Origin of the sequence: Rahnella rivi (assembly GCF_019049655.1) — a bacterium.
Classification (GTDB): Bacteria; Pseudomonadota; Gammaproteobacteria; order Enterobacterales; family Enterobacteriaceae; genus Rahnella; species Rahnella rivi.
In genome coordinates this window covers 34,086-51,587 of sequence record NZ_JAFMOX010000065.1, presented here as the reverse complement: position 1 = coordinate 51,587, position 17,502 = coordinate 34,086, and the positions used below count along the sequence as shown (strand labels likewise).

Here is a 17,502-nt window from a genome sequence, read left to right as displayed (position 1 = left end):
ATTTTGATTATATAGTTAAAGGATATAAGTTGGCTGTGACTAGTCGAGGTTTTTAAACTTAATGTTTTTCATTTTTGAATAATAAGTCTGCTTAGGATTGTTTTGTGATGAAAATCATCAAAAATTTTTAAAAAGCCTTTTCAAAGTAGTTGATTGTAAGTACTGTTAAATGAACTTACACATAGCTAAGGAAAGTAAATGTCTTTAACAGTTTTGAAGAAAGCTATTCAAGAACGAAAGTCTATCTCATTTGAATATAATAAAGAGGGTAAGGTTCCAGGGCAAAGAATTGGTAATCCTCATGCCGTATTTATTTTAAGAAGACTGGATGAGACTGAATCAACAAAAGTCCATATTGTTCAAACTGAAGGTGTTACCGATTCAGTTCCTAACTTCCCTGAGTTTCGTACTTTCGACATATCAGAGTTGTCAGGTGTGGAAATTATAGAGTCCAAAACTCCATTTCCAATCAATGACAAATACAAGCCTGAGTCCGACATGTACAAATATGTAATTGCAAAGGTATAATATGAGTATAAAGCACTCTTATTTGATTGGTCAGGATACTGTAAATGAACTTGTTTTTAATATTTCAGGTTTAGATTCTGAATCTAAAGATGTATCAAGTTTGAGTGCTACTATCTTTGCACATTGTACAATAACTGGAGAGTCGCGATTTACTTGTAATTTAAGTATAGATAATTTGCGTGATTTTTATCAGCATCTTTCTCAGTACCACGCTATACGTGATAATTCGGCTACTAGCACTGGACATTTTATAGAGGTTGTTGGTGATCATCATCAAATAATGAAGGTACTAGAACACTCAGAGAATGCATCACTGATTTTGGCACTTCAACATATAATAAGTAATAGACTTACTAATAGTGATATCAACACTATTCTTGGGCGTAAGGACGCGCTTTCTGAATATGAAGCCATGCTTAATAACGCACAAGATTATAGAGAAGGGCATTGGCAAGCGTTTTTTGAAAGAAATGAATGGATATTTGGATACGGTTTAAGGTACAAGTATCTGAAAATACTTCAGAGGGAAGCCCATGTTGCAGGTGAAGATGTAAGCGGTTCTAATAGTGTAATAACAGATTTTTTGATCTCAGACTCAAAGTTTACTAAAATAGTGGAGTTAAAGACTCCTATGACGAAACTATTTTCGACGAATCAGAATAGAGCTGACTCTTGGCGACTGTCTAATGATCTAACGGATGCAGTTAGTCAAATATTGACACAAAAAGCAAATTGGGAAGTTAAAAGTCAAAGTAAGAATTATACTTCTGATGACAAGTTAATCTCTGAGGAAACATATGATACAGAGTGTATATTAATTATTGGTTCACTTTCTAGTCTTGAAGGTTCTCCAAAGGAGTTAGCAATTAAAAGAAAAACACTTGAGCTGTATCGTCGAAATATGAAAAATATTGACATATTGTTTTATGATGAGTTGTTAGAAAGAGCTAAATTTATTGTACATAGTGCTGAAATATTGGAGGATGCTAAAGATAGCGTGTTAAAACTCACCTGAAAGATAGATTGGAGAAATCTATTTTTTAATTTGTTAATTGTATTTTTAAATTTTAATATTTTCTGAATATATTTACTTCACTGTTTTTCTACCTTCAAAATTCTGTGCATGCTTATAAGTCCCACGAATTGAGTTCTTATCAACATGCGCAAGCTGTAACTCCATTCAAGTACTACAAAACCTTCCATATGCAAGTCAGTGCTCATGGTGTGCCTGAATCCATATCCTGTCGCTTTGCCATGATATCCAAACAGTTTGAGCACCTTATTGATGTACCCATCACTCTTCGGCTTGCTGGCATCATTACGCCCAGGAAACACGAGCTGATAACGCTATATTAATGTTCCAAACTGACTTACGAAGCTCTCATAAGACATTTTTAAAACAAACTGTCTGCATCGAACCTGAGTTATACGCAATTAAATACACATTTGTGCGAGCTTATACTGCATTCTCTTTGATATGTTGAGACGTGGCTTTAGATTATGGATTTGAAATGTATGGCTTTTCGCACTTAGAAAGGCGTGATGGGAAGTGAAAATGGTGTCCCCTACAGGAATCGAACCTGTAACTAGCCCTTAGGAGGGGCTTGTTATATCCGTTTAACTAAGGAGACACGGGCGCCTGTGGAAAGCGCCCGCGTAGTATACTCGTTTTTCTCTCAATAATAAGGCGTTAGCCTGCCGTTTGGTCGTTTCCTCGCCAGTTGCGGCGGTTTTACTGACGTTTACGGCTTCGCGGCCTCTTTCTTCGCGGCTTCCTGTTCCTCTTTTTTGGCTTTGGCTTTCTTCTGGTTACTCATGTCGTTACGGATCTGCGCGTGGCTTATCAGTGCGAAGATAAAGGTGCCACCAGCGATGTTCCCCGCAAGCGTTGGCAGGGCGAACGGCCAGATGAATTCATACCAGGGGATCGCGCCGGAGAACACCAGGTAGAGAACCTCCACCGAACCGACCACGATGTGCGTCAGGTCGCCTATCGCCACCATGTAAGTCATCAGCATGATCACCCAGAGTTTGGCGGCACCGGCTGACGGGATCATCCACACCATCGTGGCAATCAGCCAGCCGGACACCATTCCGCCAACAAACATGGCTTCCGGGCCTTTCTCCATGATCTCCAGACTGATGGTGCGGAAGGCTTCGTCAGTGGTGGTGTCGAAGAACGGCACCAGATGGAACGCCAGCGCCGCAATCCCGCCGCCGAGGATGTTGCCGCCCAGCACCAGACCCCATAACCGCAGCAGCAGCAGGATATTTTTGCCGGTCAGTTTTTGCATCACCGGTAAAACCGCCGTCACGGTGTTTTCAGTGAACAGCTGCTGGCGCGCCATGATCACAATAATGAACCCGACGGTATAACCGATGTTCTCGATGAAGAACCGTTCCGGGGAATCCGGCAGGCGTGCGTGCAGAATGCCTTTCGCCATTAATGACGCGCTGATGGAAAGCCCGGCGGCGATGGCTGACCACAATAAAGCCTGCCCGTCGCGCTCCAGCTCTTTCTCACCTTCCATGCGGATAACTTCGTGTACCGCTGCGGCTTTGGACGGCAAATTGTCCTCGCCGGTTTCGATCTCTTTGCCCTGTGCGTGCTCGTCGCTGTCGACGTCACTGTTGCCCTGTTTTTTGTGCTCTTGTTGCATGGTGATTCCTTCGGTGTGCCGCAAGGCGGCTTTAAAATGTGTTCAGGGATAAGCATAGGCGAGACAACGCGTTTATGAGCAAATATACATAAAAGTTACAAAGCATTAACCCATGAACCTTATGGGACAATTTGTGGATTGTGTGCTGGATTTCAGGGTTTTCAGCCATGTAAACTGTGGCACCTTGCGCTGCGTCGCCTCTGACGCCTGTGATATGATGCGTACTTGTGAAAAATAAGAGATATCCTCATGTTTGAAGCCCTTAATCTGAGTTGTGTTCGCGATGAGCGAACCTTGTTCAGCGGCTTAAGTTTCACCCTCGAACCGGGTGAAATCGTGCAGATTGAGGGGCGCAACGGCGCCGGTAAAACCAGCTTGATGCGCATTCTTGCCGGGCTTTCCTCTGCGGACGCCGGTGAAGTTCGCTGGCAGGGCGTGAATACCCGCCGTCAGCGCGACGTTTTTCATCAGCATCTGTTGTATCTCGGCCACCAGCCCGGCGTAAAGTCAGTGCTTACTGCGTTTGAAAACCTTGCCTTTTATCTGTCTGTTAACCGCCCGTCCGGAAAGGCTGAAGCCGATGCCGGGGCGATTTATCAGGCATTAGACAATGTCGGGCTGCTGGGGTACGAGGATGTGACCGTGGCGCAAATGTCCGCCGGACAGCAGCGCCGCGTTGCCCTGGCGCGTTTATGGCTGAGCACCGCGCCGTTGTGGATCCTTGATGAACCGCTGACCGCCATTGATAAACAAGGCGTTGCCACGCTGATTAATCTGTTTGAACAACACGCAGAGCAGGGCGGCATGGTGCTGCTGACCACGCATCAGGATTTGCAGGGCGTGAGCCGTGACGTGCGAAAACTCCGTCTGACCAGCGAAGAGCTGGCGTGACGCCTGGGGAAATGAGACGGAATGTTTACTAAAGTCCTGCGACGCGAACTGAAAATTGCCTTTCGCAAAAGCGCCGAAATTATCAACCCGCTGTGGTTTTTCCTGATTGTGATCACTCTGTTTCCGTTAGGCATTGGCCCGGAGCCTAAACTGCTGGCGCGGATAGCACCCGGTATTGTCTGGGTCGCGGCGCTGTTGTCTTCGCTTCTGGCGCTGGAAAGGTTGTTCCGTGATGACTATCTCGATGGCACGCTCGAGCAACTGCTGTTACTGCCTTCGCCGCTGGCGCTCACGGTTGTGGGGAAAGTATGTGCTCACTGGGTGGTGACCGGTCTGCCATTACTGCTCCTGTCACCGCTGATTGCTTTACTGCTTTCGCTGGATTTTGAAACCTGGAAAGCAGTCGCGCTGACCCTGTTACTGGGCACGCCGACGCTGAGTTTTATCGGCGCGATTGGCGTGGCGCTCACCGTCGGGCTGCGCAAAGGCGGCGTGCTGCTCAGCCTGCTGGTGCTGCCGCTGTATATTCCGGTACTGATATTTTCCACCGGCGCGATTGATGCGGCGTCGATGTCGATGCCGATCGACGGTTATCTGGCTATCCTCGGCGCGATGCTGGCGGGCAGTGCGACGTTAGCGCCCTTCGCCACGGCGGCGGCGCTGAGAGTGAGCGTCCACTGACAGTTGTGTCTGTGCGCCGTGTGAAGTGGAATTATTTTACCTGTCGTTACAATACGGAAGAAAAAACGCAACCTTTGACTAACATCACATTTCTCTATGATCAAAAATAGAGAGATTGCTAAGTAAGTGCGGAAGACCGCAGTCTGACCGCGCAAGAGCCCGATGAGGCTCCACGGCAACCCGCACAGTGACATTTTAGAGTGAGCAACGATAACAATGTGGAAATGGTTACATCAACTCGCAAGGCCTGAACGGCTTTACCACGTCTGTGGCCGGTTCATTCCGTGGCTCGGGCTGCTTGGCATTGCCTGCCTGCTGATCGGCTGGGTATGGGGTTTTGGCTACGCGCCGCCGGATTATCAGCAAGGTAACAGTTACCGGATTATGTATATTCATGTCCCGGCGGCCATCTGGTCGATGGGAATTTACAGCGGCATGGCTATCGCCGCCTTTATCGGGCTGGTGTGGCAGATGAAAATGTCCGATCTGGCCGTGGCTGCCATGGCACCGGTGGGGGCTGTTTTCACGTTTATTGCACTGGTTACCGGCTCTGCCTGGGGCAAACCGATGTGGGGCACCTGGTGGGTGTGGGACGCGCGTCTGACGTCCGAGCTGGTGTTACTGTTCCTCTATCTTGGCGTGATTGCGCTCTACAACGCGTTCGACGATCGCCGTCTGGCGGGGCGTGCGGCCGGTATTCTGGTGCTGGTCGGCGTGGTGAATATCCCGATCATTCATTATTCCGTGCAATGGTGGAACACCCTGCATCAGGGCTCGACCAATATGCAGCAAACCATCGACCCGAGTATGCGCTACCCGCTGCGCTGGGCGATCTTCGGTTATCTGTTCTTCTTTATTACCCTGACGCTGATGCGCTTACGTAACCTGATCCTGGTTCAGGAGCGTCTGCGTCCGTGGGTGGCTGGCCTGCTGAATAAGGAGCGTCGCGGATGAGCCCTGCATTCTCAAGCTGGCATGATTTCTTTGCGATGGGCGGCTATGCGTTTTATGTCTGGCTGTCCGTTGCCGCCACGCTGATTTCCCTGATTGCGCTGGTGGCGCACACTTTCGTGCAGCACCGCCAGATCCTCAATGAGGTCCGCCGCCGTCAGGCCCGCGAAAAACGCATTATTCAGTCTCAGTCTAAAAAACAGCCTGGCGCACAGACGTCAGCGCTGGAACCGGACACCTCCCCGGAGAAGTTATTGTGAATCCACGTCGTAAAAAGCGCATGACGCTGGCGCTGCTGGTGCTGATCGGCCTTGGCCTGAGCATCACGCTGGTGATGTACGCGCTGCGCTCCAATATTGATTTGTTCTATACGCCGGGTGAAATTTTGCAGGGCAAAGGGGAAAACCACGAAATGCCGGAAGTCGGCCAGCGGTTGCGCATCGGCGGCATGGTGATGCCCGGTTCGGTAAAACGTGACCCGAAAAGTTTGCAGGTAAGTTTTAAAATTTATGATGCGCGCGGGGCGATTGCGGTGACTTACAACGGCATTCTGCCCGACCTGTTCCGTGAAGGGCAGGGCGTGGTGGCGCAGGGCGTGATGGAACCGGGAAACGTGGTGAATGCCATTCAGGTTCTGGCGAAACACGATGAAAACTATGTGCCGCCGGAAGTCGCCGACGCCATGAAAGAAAACCATAAAGGGCCGGCTTCGGCCTATGTGGGTAACGAGAAAGGAAACGACCGCTCATGATGCCGGAACTGGGAACATTTGCACTTTGTCTGGCGTTAGGTCTGGCGGTGTTATTGAGTATTTATCCGCAGTGGGGCGCGGCGCGCCAGGACAGCCGCATGATGGCGATGGCGCGTCCGCTGGCTTACGGGATGTTTGCCTGCATCACGCTGGCATTCATTATTCTGGTCCATGCGTTTGTGGTGAATGATTTCACCGTCGCCTATGTCGCGAACAATTCCAACACCCATCTTCCGGTGTATTACCGGGTGGCGGCCACCTGGGGCGCGCACGAAGGTTCCCTGCTGTTGTGGGTGCTGTTGCTCAGTTGCTGGACGCTGGCGGTGGCATTGTTCAGCCGCCAGATGCCGCAGGATGCCATCGCGCGCGTGCTGGCCGTGATGGGCATGATCACCGGCGGCTTCCTGCTGTTTATCCTGCTGACGTCGAATCCGTTTATCCGCTCATTGCCGAATTTCCCGGTGGACGGCAGTGACCTCAATCCGGTGTTGCAGGATATCGGCCTGATTTTCCATCCGCCGTTGCTGTACATGGGATATGTCGGTTTCTCCGTGGCATTTGCTTTCGCGATTGCTTCGCTGATGGCAGGGCGCCTGGATACCGCGTGGGCGCGCTGGTCACGTCCGTGGACGCAGGCCGCATGGGTATTTCTGACGATCGGTATCGTGCTCGGATCGGCGTGGGCATATTACGAATTAGGCTGGGGCGGCTGGTGGTTCTGGGATCCGGTTGAAAACGCCTCCTTTATGCCGTGGCTGGCAGGGACGGCGCTGATCCACTCGCTCGCCGTCACGGAAAAACGCGGGACGTTCAAAGCCTGGACCGTGCTGCTGGCGATCACCGCCTTCTCGCTGTGTCTGCTCGGGACATTCCTGGTGCGCTCCGGCGTGCTGGTGTCGGTTCACTCGTTCGCCTCGGATCCGGCGCGCGGCATGTTTATTCTGGCTTATCTGGTGATTGTGATTGGCGGTTCGCTGCTGCTGTACGCCATCAAAGGTAATTCGGTGCGTGCGCCGAGCCGTCACGAACTGCATTCGCGCGAAACGTATTTGCTCAGCAATAACGTCCTGCTGGTGGCGGCGATGCTGGTGGTGCTGCTCGGCACGCTGTTGCCACTTATCCATAAACAACTGGGTATGGGCAGTATTTCTATCGGCGAACCCTTCTTCAATACGATGTTTACCTGGCTGATGGCGCCGCTGGCGCTGCTGCTGGGCATCGGGCCGCTGGTGCGCTGGCGTCGTGATGAGCCGAGCAAACTGTGGCGTCGTCTGGGCGTGGCGCTGTTGGTCACGCTGGTCTTGTCGATTCTTCTGCCGTGGTTGTTGCAGGACAAGATCGTCGGCATGACCGTGGTCGGCATGCTGATGGCGGTGTGGGTGATTGTGCTTACCCTGATGGAATTGCACGAACGCGCCACGCATCGCCACTCGTTCTGGCGCGGCCTGACCAAACTTTCCCGCAGCCACTGGGGCATGGTGCTCGGCCATCTTGGCGTGGCGGTGACGGTGATCGGCATCGCGTTCAGCCAGAATTACAGCGTTGAGCGTGATGTGCGCATGAAAGCCGGTGATACCGTGGATATTCATGACTATCACTTTATCTTCCGCGACGTTCGCGATATTACCGGTCCGAACTATACCGGTGGTGAAGCGAATATTGACGTCACGCAGAACGGCAAAAAAATCACCACGCTGCATGCTGAAAAACGCTTCTACAGCGTGGCGCGCAGCATGATGACCGAAGCGGCCATTGACGGCAATCTGGCGCGCGACCTTTACGCCGCGCTGGGTGAAGAGATGGACGACGGTTCGTGGGCGGTGCGTTTGTACTACAAACCTTTTGTCCGCTGGATATGGCTGGGTGGTCTGTTTATGGCAGCCGGTGGCGTGATGTGTATTTTGGATCCGCGATACCGCATGAGTAAAAAACTCAAAAAACAAGGTCTGGCGGAGGCTGAAGACGCATGAACCGTAAACTCCTCTTTATTCCGCTGTTCTTGTTCCTGGCGCTGGCGGCGGCTTTTCTGGTGCAGCTGACCCGCAATGCCAACGGCGATGACCCGACCCTGCTGGAATCTGCGCTTATCGGCAAACCTGTGCCGGTGTTTACGCTGGAATCGCTGGCCGAGGCCGGGAAAACCTACGATCAGTCGGTACTGCGCGACGGCAAACCGATGCTGCTCAACGTCTGGGCGACCTGGTGCCCGACCTGCCGGGCTGAACATGATTATCTGAACCGGCTTGCCGCCACCGGCGTGCGTGTGGTCGGGCTCAATTACAAAGACAACCGGCAGAAAGCGGTAAACTGGCTGAATACGCTGGGCAATCCTTACATGCTGAGCCTGTACGACGGCGACGGCATGTTAGGCTTAGATCTCGGCGTTTACGGCGCACCGGAAACCTTCCTGATCGACGGTCAGGGCATCATCCGCTATCGCCATGCCGGTGACTTAAATGAGAAAGTCTGGCAGGCCGAAGTCTTGCCGCTGTACAAAAAGTACGGAGGTGGCGCATGAAAATGCTTTCGTCACTGCCGGCGTTAGTGCTCGGCCTGATGCTGAGCGTCAGCGCGTTTGCCGCCATCGACACTTACCAGTTTGCCTCGCCGGAGCAGGAACAGGCGTATCGCGACATCACGGCACAACTGCGCTGCCCGAAATGCCAGAACACCAACATCGCCGCGTCTGATTCGATCATCGCCGCTGACATGCGCACCAAAGTCTTTCAGTTGCTGAAAGAGGGGCAAGATCGCCAGCAAATCGTCGCCTATATGGTGGCGCGCTATGGCAATTTCGTCACGTACGAACCGCCGGTCACGCCATCGACCCTGATTTTGTGGCTGGGACCGGTGCTGGTGGTGCTCATCGGTGGCGCAATGATTTTCATGCGCGCCCGCCGTGGCCCGGTGAGCAGCAGAACCGCCGCACAACAGATGCCTGAACAAGAGAGACAGCGCCTGGCGCAGTTACTTAAAGACAGCGACAGGAAAGGATCATGAGTATTTTTTGGCTGTGTATTTTGGTGATGCTGGTTATCGCGCTGGCGCTGTTTATCGTGCCGGTTCTGCGCGGCGATCGCCGCGAGCACACCACGCGCGATGCGCTGAACAAAGCGTTTTATCATCACCGGTTAAGTGAGCTGGAAGAAGATGAAGCGCAGGGCGTGGTGGATGAACGTCCGGCGCATATTCAGGAATTACAGGAAAATCTGCTGACCGATATTCCGGCCGGTCAGGCACCGGCGGCGTCACAGCCGATCGCGCGCTGGACGCTGGTACCGGGCGCACTGTTGCTGGTGATCATCACGCTGGGGGTGTATCTCTACGCCGGTGGTCTGGGGCAGGTGAGTGCGTGGAATCAGGTGATGCAGCGTATGCCCGATTTGCGTCACCGCATCGCAGACGATCGCGGCACACCGCTGACCATTATGGATGTGCAGGATTTAGGATTAGGCCTGCGCACTGAGTTACAGGACGATCCGAAAAATGTGCAGGACTGGGTGATGCTTGGCCGCGTTGGTATGGCGCTCAATAATGGCGCAACGGCGACGCAGGCTTACGCCCATGCATATGCCCTTGCGCCGGATGATGTGGCGGTAAAACTCGGGTATGCCGAAGTGTTAACCCGCTCTTCCGATCCGCAGGATAACCTTACCGGGGGAAATCTCCTGCGCGGTATGCTGGAAAAATCTCAGGGTGACCTGCGTGTATTAAGCCTGCTGGCCTATAATGAATTTGAACAGGGGCACTACCCGCAAGCGATTGGCGCGTGGGAAGTTATGCTGAAAATTCTGCCCGCCGGTGACAAGCGCCTTGAGATGGTGCGTGCCAGTATCGAACAGGCGAAACAAAAGTCCGGTGCCGATCAGGCAAAACTGGCCGTCAACGTCAGCCTTTCTGCCGCGGCTCAGCAGACACTGCCGCAGGATGGCACGGTCTTTATTTCGGTGACGGACGGCAGCAGCCCGGTGCCGGTGGCAGTGAAAAAACTGCCCCTGAGCCGCTTCCCGCTGGCGATCACCGTGGACGACAGTAATGCGATGATGCCGGAACGCTTGCTTTCTTCGCTGCATCAATTAAAAGTACGCGTTCGTATTTCACAGAATGGTCTGGCGACGCCAGCTTCGGGTGACTGGTACGGCGACAGTCCGCTGACAGATTTTGCCGGTAACGGTCAGGTCAGCATTGAAATTAATCAGCAGGTTCCGTAATCAGAGAGCCGAAGATCAATAACAGGGAGATATCCATGAACTTACGCCTGACTGGGCTGGCGTTTGCGACCGTTTTACTGGTCGGTTGTGCCGGCACGTCCGGATCCTCTGACAGCGAACAGCAGGGACGTTCTGATCCGCTGGAAGGTTTCAACCGGGTCATGTTCGACTTCAACTATAACTATATGGATCCGTATCTGGTGCGGCCTGTTGCCGTGGCGTGGCGTGATTATGTCCCGCAACCGGCGCGTAACGGCACCAGTAACTTCCTCAGCAACCTCGACGAACCGGCCAGCATGGTGAACTCCTTGCTTAAAGGCGATCCGTACCGCGCGGCGATCCACTTCAACCGCTTCTTCCTGAACACCTTGTTAGGGATGGGCGGTCTGATTGACGTGGCAGGAATGGCGAACCCGAAACTGGCGCGTGAAGAGGCGCAGGGCTTTGGCAGCACGCTGGGACATTATGGTGTTGGTTACGGCCCTTACGCCGTTCTGCCAGGTTATGGCAGCGCGACCCTGCGTGACGAGGGGGGCGATTTAGTCGATGATCTCTATCCGATGCTCAGCTATCTGACGTTCTGGATGTCAGCCGGTAAATGGGTGCTGGAAGGCGTCGAAACCCGTGCTGAATTGCTGGATTCTGATGGCATCATTCGTAACTCTTCTGATCCTTACCTGATGATCCGTGAAGCTTACTTCCAGCGTCACGACTTCCTGGCGAGAGGCGGTCAGCTGACGCCGCAGGAAAACCCGAATGCGGCACTGATTCAGGGTGACCTGAAAGATATCGATTCGGAATAACCGTTTCGTCGCCATAAAAAAAGCGCCTTTCGGCGCTTTTTTCATTTCAGGCGTCACACTCAACTCATCAGAAGCTGTAGTTAAAGTTCGCGCCGTACAACATGGCCGTCCCTTTCGCCTGGAATTCATACTTAGGCGCGTTGGCAGACACCTGCTCGCTGATGTTGACGGTCTGGCCATGCATATAAGAGACGCCGACATCCACTGAGGCATCTTTGGTGAATGCGTACGTGGTCCCCGCAGAGACCCAGAAGCGGTCCTGATCCGGAATCGAAATGGTGCGGTTATCCGCCGGAACCGGGCTGTCATCGAATGCCACACCGGTACGGAAGGTCCAGTTTTCGTCGTAGTAATAGGTGGTACCCAGCGCGATGCGATAAGCATCGTGATAGCCTTCGTCTTTCTGGAACAGGGTCTGGCCGTTAGAACCGGTGGCTTTCAGCTCCTGGAACTGGCTCCAGCTGGTGTAAGCCAGGCTGTAGTGAACGGCCCATTTTGGCGCAACGCGGTTATAACCTGACACTTCCCACATTTCCGGCAGATTCAGGGTCAGGGAGCCAGGCACGGTTTGACCGCCAGTGCCGCCCAGTGCTTGTGGAATGCCGTTACGGTATTCCCCGTCGAAATCAATTTTCACTTCTGAACGGTAAGTGAAGGCGTAGCGGTTGTTGTCATCGACTTCATACAGAATACCGGCGTTCCAGCCGTAGCCCCATTCGTTGCCTTTCAGCTTGGCCGCTTCGGTATCTTCAGAAATCAGACCACGGGTCGCCAGCGGGGCGAGTTCACCGGCGGTACGACGAATTTTTGCTTTCGCATAAACGGCATCAAAGCCCACGCCAAAGCTGAAGTTCTCGTTGAAACGATAAGCGACGCTTAAGTTATTATTGATGGTCATCAGATCGGTTTCGCCACCGATCGGGCCCGCCGGGTAATTATCGTTAAACTCGGTCGCCAGACCGTAGTTAGACGTCGCCGACGCACCCACTGCCCACTGTTCATTCAGCGGCATAATAAAGTGAATATTCGGCACCCACTGGTTTGGCGCAATGTTACCTGCATCGGTGCTGGCACCGGTGACCGGGGATTTGCCCGTCACGCTGACATCCGGGTCAACGTAAACCGCACCGATGGAAAATGCCGGACGATCAAACATCGTCATGGTCGCCGGGTTGCGGCTACCAGACGCCGCGGTGTCTGCAATCGCGCCTTCACCAGAGAAGGAACGACCTAAACCCGCAGCGGTATATTCGTTGAGCTGAAAACCTGCTGCATAAACGTTGGAAGAAACAATTGCCACTGCAGCTGCCAGAGCTGATCTTTTAAACAGGTTTTTCTGGTTCATGACCAAAACCTCAATTTTATGTTTTTTATCAAACAATGTTACATCGAGTAACAATGAGCGCGGGATTGTAGGGTCCGTTATCAGTCTGACAAATCAGACCAGTGAGCGAAGTATAGGTCTGACCTGTGGTGTAGTTGCAATCATGTTTCATTGATATTTCTTATTTGATGCAAGAAATCGGATCCACTTAACAAAAAACCAACATTAAAAGTTCAATTCAGAAACGTTAAACTGAGAAACCTGACTTAAATTTAATCTGTTCTTCGCCATTTTGTGATCTGAAGCACGATAAACACACATAAAAAGTAAGTGCTAGTCGAAGCGGGAGAGGGTGGCGTAAAATACGAAAGGAAAATAAATCTTAAATTCGCAAAAGGCCAGACGGTGGACGTTGCCGTTGATGCCGGGGAGAAAATTATGTCTGACGTAACCATGTCCTCTAAATCCACCCAACCTCTGCACTCCATCAACAAATGCGGCGCAGAAGAAACGGCAGCCTGCTGTTGTGTTGATGTGGGCACTATCATGGACAACACCGATTGCACCGCTTCTTACAGCCGCGTTTTTGAAAACGAAGCCCAGGCCGAAGAGATGCTGCAATCCCTGACCGAACGTGCGCGCGGTGTCGAATCTGAACCCTGCGAGATCACCAGCCGCATGGAAAAAGTGGACGGTGGCGTTGAGCTGAATATCGATTTCACTTTTAGCTGCCAGGCTGAAACCATGATCTTCCAGCTGGCTTTAAGATAAGCCCACCTGAGCATTTCACATGCCGCTGCCCGCCCGCAGCGGTATTTTTTTGTCCGTCATCCTTTCCCGCCTGCTTTCCTTCTCATTCTAATTTCAGAAAAATTTGCTGTTGCTCGCACTTCGGCCGCTTTCGCTTTGCCAAATGTAAATACATGGTTAAAACTGAGTTATCAGGTCAGACCTCTTAGACCCTATTTACTCAGGAGCATGTATGAACAAGGTCATTCCACTGGTAACGCGTGAAGGCGATCGCATTGCGATTGTCGATGGTTTACGCACGCCCTTCGCGAAACAGGCCACCGCCTACCACGGCATTCCCGCCGTGGATCTGGGCAAAATGGTGGTCAGCGAATTGCTGGCGAAAAGTGGGATTGACCCGAAAGTTATCGATCAGCTGGTGTTCGGACAGGTGGTACAAATGCCGGAAGCGCCGAACATTGCGCGCGAAATTGTGCTCGGCACTGGCATGAATGTCTCGACCGATGCTTACAGCGTCTCGCGCGCCTGTGCCACCAGTTTTCAGGCGGTGGCGAATGTGGCTGAAAGCATTCTCAGCGGAACGATCAGCGTCGGCATCGCCGGGGGCGCGGATTCTTCCTCGGTGCTGCCCATTGGCGTCAGTAAACGTCTCGCCCGCACGCTGGTTGACGTCAACAAAGCCCGCACGCTGTCACAGCGTTTGTCATTGTTCAGTAAACTCAAACTGCGTGACCTGATGCCGGTGCCTCCGGCGGTTGCGGAGTATTCGACCGGCCTGCGCATGGGCGACACCGCCGAGCAGATGGCGAAAAGCCACGGCATTACCCGTCAGCAGCAGGACGAACTGGCGCACCGTTCCCACACGCTGGCGGCGCTGGCCTGGGAACAGGGCTACCTGAACAGTCAGGTAATGGCCGCGCAGATCCCGCCGTACCGTGAGGTGCTGCAAAAAGACAACAATATCCGCCTCAATTCAGAGATCGGGCAATATGCCAAACTGCGACCGGCGTTTGACCGCAAACATGGCACCGTCACCGCCGCCACCAGCACGCCGCTGACGGACGGCGCCGCCGCGGTGCTGATGATGAGCGAGTCCCGCGCCCGTGAGCTTGGGCTGCAGCCGCTCGGCTATCTGAAAAGTTTTGCCTTTGCCGCCATCGATGTCTGGGAAGATATGCTCCTCGGCCCGGCGTACGCCACGCCGATTGCCCTTGACCGGGCGGGGCTGACGTTTGCCGATCTCGATCTGATCGACATGCATGAAGCTTTTGCGGCACAGACGCTGGCGAACATCAAAATGCTGGGCAGCGAGCAGTTTGCCCGTGAAAAACTGGGGCGCAGCGAAGCGGTGGGGGAAATCGACTGGGATAAGTTCAATGTGCTTGGCGGTTCGCTGGCTTACGGACATCCGTTTGCCGCCACCGGCGCGCGCATGATCACCCAGACACTGCATGAATTACGCCGCCGTGGCGGAAAATACGGCCTGACGACGGCCTGCGCCGCCGGGGGTTTAGGCGCGGCGATGATCCTGGAGGCGGCACAATGAAAGACAGCATGGAAAACTTAATCACAGCGCCGGATTCCGCGTTTTCACTGATGTTTACCAACGAACATATCGGCATCATCACCATTGATGTTCCCGGTGAAAAAGTGAATACCTTAAAGGCTGAATTTGCTGAGCAAATCTCCTCTATTTTGCATAAAGCGCAGCAGTATCCGAATCTGAAGGGGCTGGTGCTGATTTCCGGCAAACCCGATTCTTTTATCGCCGGTGCCGATATTACGATGATTGCCGGCTGCAAAACCGCCGCAGAGGCCAGCCAGCTCGCGCTGAAAGGCCAGACGGTGATGTCGCAGATTGCCTCATTCTCCGTGCCGGTGGTGGCCGCCATTCACGGTGCCTGCCTCGGCGGCGGTCTGGAACTGGCGCTGGCCTGCCATGCCCGCATTTGTTCGCTGGATGATAAAACTCAGCTCGGCCTGCCGGAAGTGCAACTTGGCCTGTTGCCAGGCTCCGGCGGTACGCAGCGCCTGCCGCGTTTAATCGGTGCGCCGAAAGCGCTGGAACTGATGCTCACCGGCCGAAGCCTGCGGGCGAAACAGGCATTGAAACTGGGGCTGGTGGATGACGCTGTACCTTATTCAATCTTGCTGCAAACGGCGCTGGAACGCGTAGCCAAAGGCCGCAGGGCACGCCCTGTGCTGCCGTGGCAGGCAAGACTGGCGGGCGGACCGCTGGGGAAAAGTGTGCTGTTCCATTTTGTGCGCAAACAGACGCGCGCCAAAACCCACGGCAATTATCCGGCCACCGAAAAAATCATCGATGTGGTGAAAACCGGTCTGGATCAGGGCAGCGGTAATGGTTATCAGGCGGAAGCAAACGCGTTTGGCGAACTGGTGATGACGCCTGAATCCGCTGCGCTGCGCAGCTTATTCTTTGCGTCCACGGCGCTGAAAAAAGAAACAGGTGCGGACGCCCAACCGCTGCCGCTTCGCCGTGTCGGCATTCTTGGCGGCGGGCTGATGGGCGGGGGTATCGCTAACGTCACGGCCACCCGCGCCGGGCTGCCGGTGCGTATCAAAGACATCAATGTCGAGGGTATCCGCCATGCTCTGAAATACAGCTGGGATTTGCTGGAGAAAAAAGTGCGCAGCCGCAGACTGACGCGCAATGAACAGCAACGCCAGATGATGCTGATTTCAGGCACCACTGATTACAGCGGCTTTGCGCAGGTGGATCTGGTGGTTGAAGCCGTCTTCGAAGATCTGGCGCTGAAACAGGGCATGGTGGCGGAGATTGAGAAAAATGCCGCTCCGCACACTATTTTCGCTTCAAACACCTCTTCTTTACCTATTCATCAGATAGCTGCGCAGGCGGAAAGACCTGAACAGGTGATTGGTCTGCACTATTTCAGCCCGGTGGATAAAATGCCGCTGGTGGAAGTGATCCCCCATGCCGGCAGCAGTGCGCAGACGATTTCCACAACAGTGTCGCTGGCGAAGAAACAGGGAAAAACAGCCATTGTGGTGGGTGACAGTGCCGGGTTCTACGTTAACCGCATTCTTGCGCCTTACATCAACGAAGCGGCGCGCTGTGTTCTGGCTGGCGAACCCATCGATCACATCGACAAAGCGCTGGTCAGCTTTGGTTTCCCGGTCGGGCCGGTGCAGTTGCTTGATGAAGTAGGGATCGACGTCGGCACTAAAATCAGCCCGATTCTGGTGGATGCGTTTGGCGAACGATTTGCTGCGCCCGCCGGTTTTGATGCAGTGCTCAAAGACGATCGCAAAGGGCGTAAAAACGGCAAAGGCTTCTATCTTTATGCCCAGAAAGGACGCATGGCTAAGAAAAAGCAGGTCGATCCTGCCGTCTATCGCCTGCTCAACGTCACCCCGAAAGTGCAGCAGCCGGAGACGGAAATCGCCCAACGTTGTGTGATGCTGATGCTCAATGAGGCGGTGCGGTGTCTGGATGAAAAGGTGATCCGCAGCGCGCGTGATGGCGATTTGGGCGCGGTATTTGGCATCGGTTTCCCACCGTTTCGCGGCGGGCCGTTCCGCTACATTGATACGCTGGGGGCGGCAAACGTGGTGAAAACCCTGGAGCAACTGGCGCAGCGTTACGGTGAACACTTTACGCCGTGCGAAGGTCTGGTGCTTCGCGCGGCGAACGGCGGGCTTTTCTATCCGAAAGGCGAGGCGAAGGAAATGGCCGACGCAGTGTGACCTCCGTCACTGTGTGACGATGTATTTCGCGAGAGTGTGGAACAGATCCTGCTTGCAGCCATACTTAAGCCTGCGGGATCTTTTTTATGGGGAGGTCGGTTTTGTACAAGAACAAACCCAAACGATTGATCTACAACCCGAGTGGTTAAAAATTAGCCTGAATAGTTTACATGCGGTAAGGGTTGGTGTAAAAAACAGCGTTTTCTTTACGTGAACTTTCAGGCAA

At 53.3% G+C, this 17,502-nt stretch carries 17 protein-coding genes, 1 tRNA gene and 1 pseudogene; 15 read left to right on the top strand and 4 right to left on the bottom strand.

Annotated features, from left to right (window positions below; all coding sequences use genetic code 11):
- The first annotated feature begins 198 nt into the window (after positions 1-198).
- Entirely contained in the window at positions 199-528 is a 330-nt protein-coding gene (locus J1779_RS19480; protein ID WP_217204548.1) for a hypothetical protein, read from the top strand.
- Position 529: 1 nt separating this feature from the next.
- Positions 530-1,543, top strand: a complete 1,014-nt coding sequence (locus J1779_RS19475; protein WP_217204547.1) for a Shedu immune nuclease family protein — start codon at positions 530-532, stop codon at positions 1,541-1,543.
- Between the two features lie 72 nt (positions 1,544-1,615).
- Here the strand turns inward: J1779_RS19475 and J1779_RS25570 are convergent.
- The 3 genes and pseudogenes from J1779_RS25570 to J1779_RS19465 all read right to left on the bottom strand — a co-directional run.
- A pseudogene (locus tag J1779_RS25570) lies at positions 1,616-1,875 on the bottom strand (integrase); the annotation flags it as partial.
- A 209-nt stretch (positions 1,876-2,084) separates the two neighbouring features.
- Positions 2,085-2,159: transfer RNA gene (locus J1779_RS19470), tRNA-Arg, on the bottom strand.
- Between the two features lie 111 nt (positions 2,160-2,270).
- Positions 2,271-3,188 (bottom strand): formate/nitrite transporter family protein, encoded by a 918-nt coding sequence (locus J1779_RS19465; RefSeq protein ID WP_217204546.1) that lies wholly within the window; start codon positions 3,186-3,188, stop codon positions 2,271-2,273.
- A 249-nt stretch (positions 3,189-3,437) separates the two neighbouring features.
- On the opposite strand from J1779_RS19465, the gene ccmA reads away from it, so the two are divergent.
- The 10 genes from ccmA (at position 3,438) to mlaA (ending at position 11,476) form a co-directional block, all read left to right on the top strand.
- Entirely contained in the window at positions 3,438-4,079 is a 642-nt protein-coding gene (gene ccmA, locus J1779_RS19460) for a cytochrome c biogenesis heme-transporting ATPase CcmA (protein WP_217204545.1), read from the top strand.
- Between the two features lie 21 nt (positions 4,080-4,100).
- Positions 4,101-4,760: a heme exporter protein CcmB gene (gene ccmB / locus J1779_RS19455; RefSeq protein ID WP_056782086.1), complete on the top strand. Its 660-nt coding sequence runs from the start codon at positions 4,101-4,103 to the stop codon at positions 4,758-4,760.
- 216 nt (positions 4,761-4,976) lie between these two features.
- A complete protein-coding gene (locus J1779_RS19450; protein WP_056782087.1) occupies positions 4,977-5,714 on the top strand; it encodes a heme ABC transporter permease in 738 nt (245 codons plus the stop codon).
- Positions 5,711-5,971: a heme exporter protein CcmD gene (gene ccmD, locus J1779_RS19445; protein ID WP_056782089.1), complete on the top strand. Its 261-nt coding sequence runs from the start codon at positions 5,711-5,713 to the stop codon at positions 5,969-5,971. Before J1779_RS19450 ends, ccmD begins: the two co-directional genes overlap by 4 nt.
- Positions 5,968-6,462, top strand: a complete 495-nt coding sequence (gene ccmE / locus J1779_RS19440) for a cytochrome c maturation protein CcmE (protein WP_056782091.1) — start codon at positions 5,968-5,970, stop codon at positions 6,460-6,462. Before ccmD ends, ccmE begins: the two co-directional genes overlap by 4 nt.
- Positions 6,459-8,432, top strand: coding sequence for a heme lyase CcmF/NrfE family subunit (locus J1779_RS19435; RefSeq protein ID WP_056782093.1), 1,974 nt, complete (start codon positions 6,459-6,461; stop codon positions 8,430-8,432). The genes ccmE and J1779_RS19435 overlap by 4 nt, the downstream gene beginning before the upstream one ends.
- On the top strand, positions 8,429-8,980 hold the full coding sequence (locus J1779_RS19430; RefSeq protein ID WP_056782095.1) for a DsbE family thiol:disulfide interchange protein: 552 nt from the start codon (positions 8,429-8,431) through the stop codon (positions 8,978-8,980). Before J1779_RS19435 ends, J1779_RS19430 begins: the two co-directional genes overlap by 4 nt.
- Positions 8,977-9,462 (top strand): cytochrome c-type biogenesis protein, encoded by a 486-nt coding sequence (locus J1779_RS19425; protein WP_056782097.1) that lies wholly within the window; start codon positions 8,977-8,979, stop codon positions 9,460-9,462. The genes J1779_RS19430 and J1779_RS19425 overlap by 4 nt, the downstream gene beginning before the upstream one ends.
- Positions 9,459-10,673 carry a c-type cytochrome biogenesis protein CcmI gene (gene ccmI, locus J1779_RS19420; protein WP_217204544.1) on the top strand — a complete coding sequence of 405 codons (1,215 nt, stop codon included), beginning with the start codon at positions 9,459-9,461 and terminating at the stop codon, positions 10,671-10,673. Before J1779_RS19425 ends, ccmI begins: the two co-directional genes overlap by 4 nt.
- Before the next feature lie 35 nt (positions 10,674-10,708).
- The gene (mlaA, locus tag J1779_RS19415) at positions 10,709-11,476 is read left to right on the top strand and encodes a phospholipid-binding lipoprotein MlaA (RefSeq protein WP_056782103.1); all 768 of its coding nucleotides are present in this window, start codon (positions 10,709-10,711) and stop codon (positions 11,474-11,476) included.
- Between the two features lie 67 nt (positions 11,477-11,543).
- On the opposite strand, the gene fadL is transcribed toward mlaA, so the two are convergent.
- Positions 11,544-12,821: a long-chain fatty acid transporter FadL gene (gene fadL, locus J1779_RS19410; protein WP_136376842.1), complete on the bottom strand. Its 1,278-nt coding sequence runs from the start codon at positions 12,819-12,821 to the stop codon at positions 11,544-11,546.
- Between the two features lie 417 nt (positions 12,822-13,238).
- Here fadL and J1779_RS19405 point away from each other — a divergent pair, with 417 nt between their 5' ends.
- From J1779_RS19405 to fadJ, 3 genes are all read left to right on the top strand, one after another.
- Positions 13,239-13,571, top strand: coding sequence for a YfcZ/YiiS family protein (locus tag J1779_RS19405; RefSeq protein WP_217204543.1), 333 nt, complete (start codon positions 13,239-13,241; stop codon positions 13,569-13,571).
- 211 nt (positions 13,572-13,782) lie between these two features.
- Positions 13,783-15,096, top strand: coding sequence for an acetyl-CoA C-acyltransferase FadI (gene fadI / locus J1779_RS19400; protein WP_217204542.1), 1,314 nt, complete (start codon positions 13,783-13,785; stop codon positions 15,094-15,096).
- On the top strand, positions 15,093-17,276 hold the full coding sequence (fadJ, locus tag J1779_RS19395; protein WP_217204541.1) for a fatty acid oxidation complex subunit alpha FadJ: 2,184 nt from the start codon (positions 15,093-15,095) through the stop codon (positions 17,274-17,276). Before fadI ends, fadJ begins: the two co-directional genes overlap by 4 nt.
- The last annotated feature ends 226 nt before the right edge of the window (positions 17,277-17,502 follow it).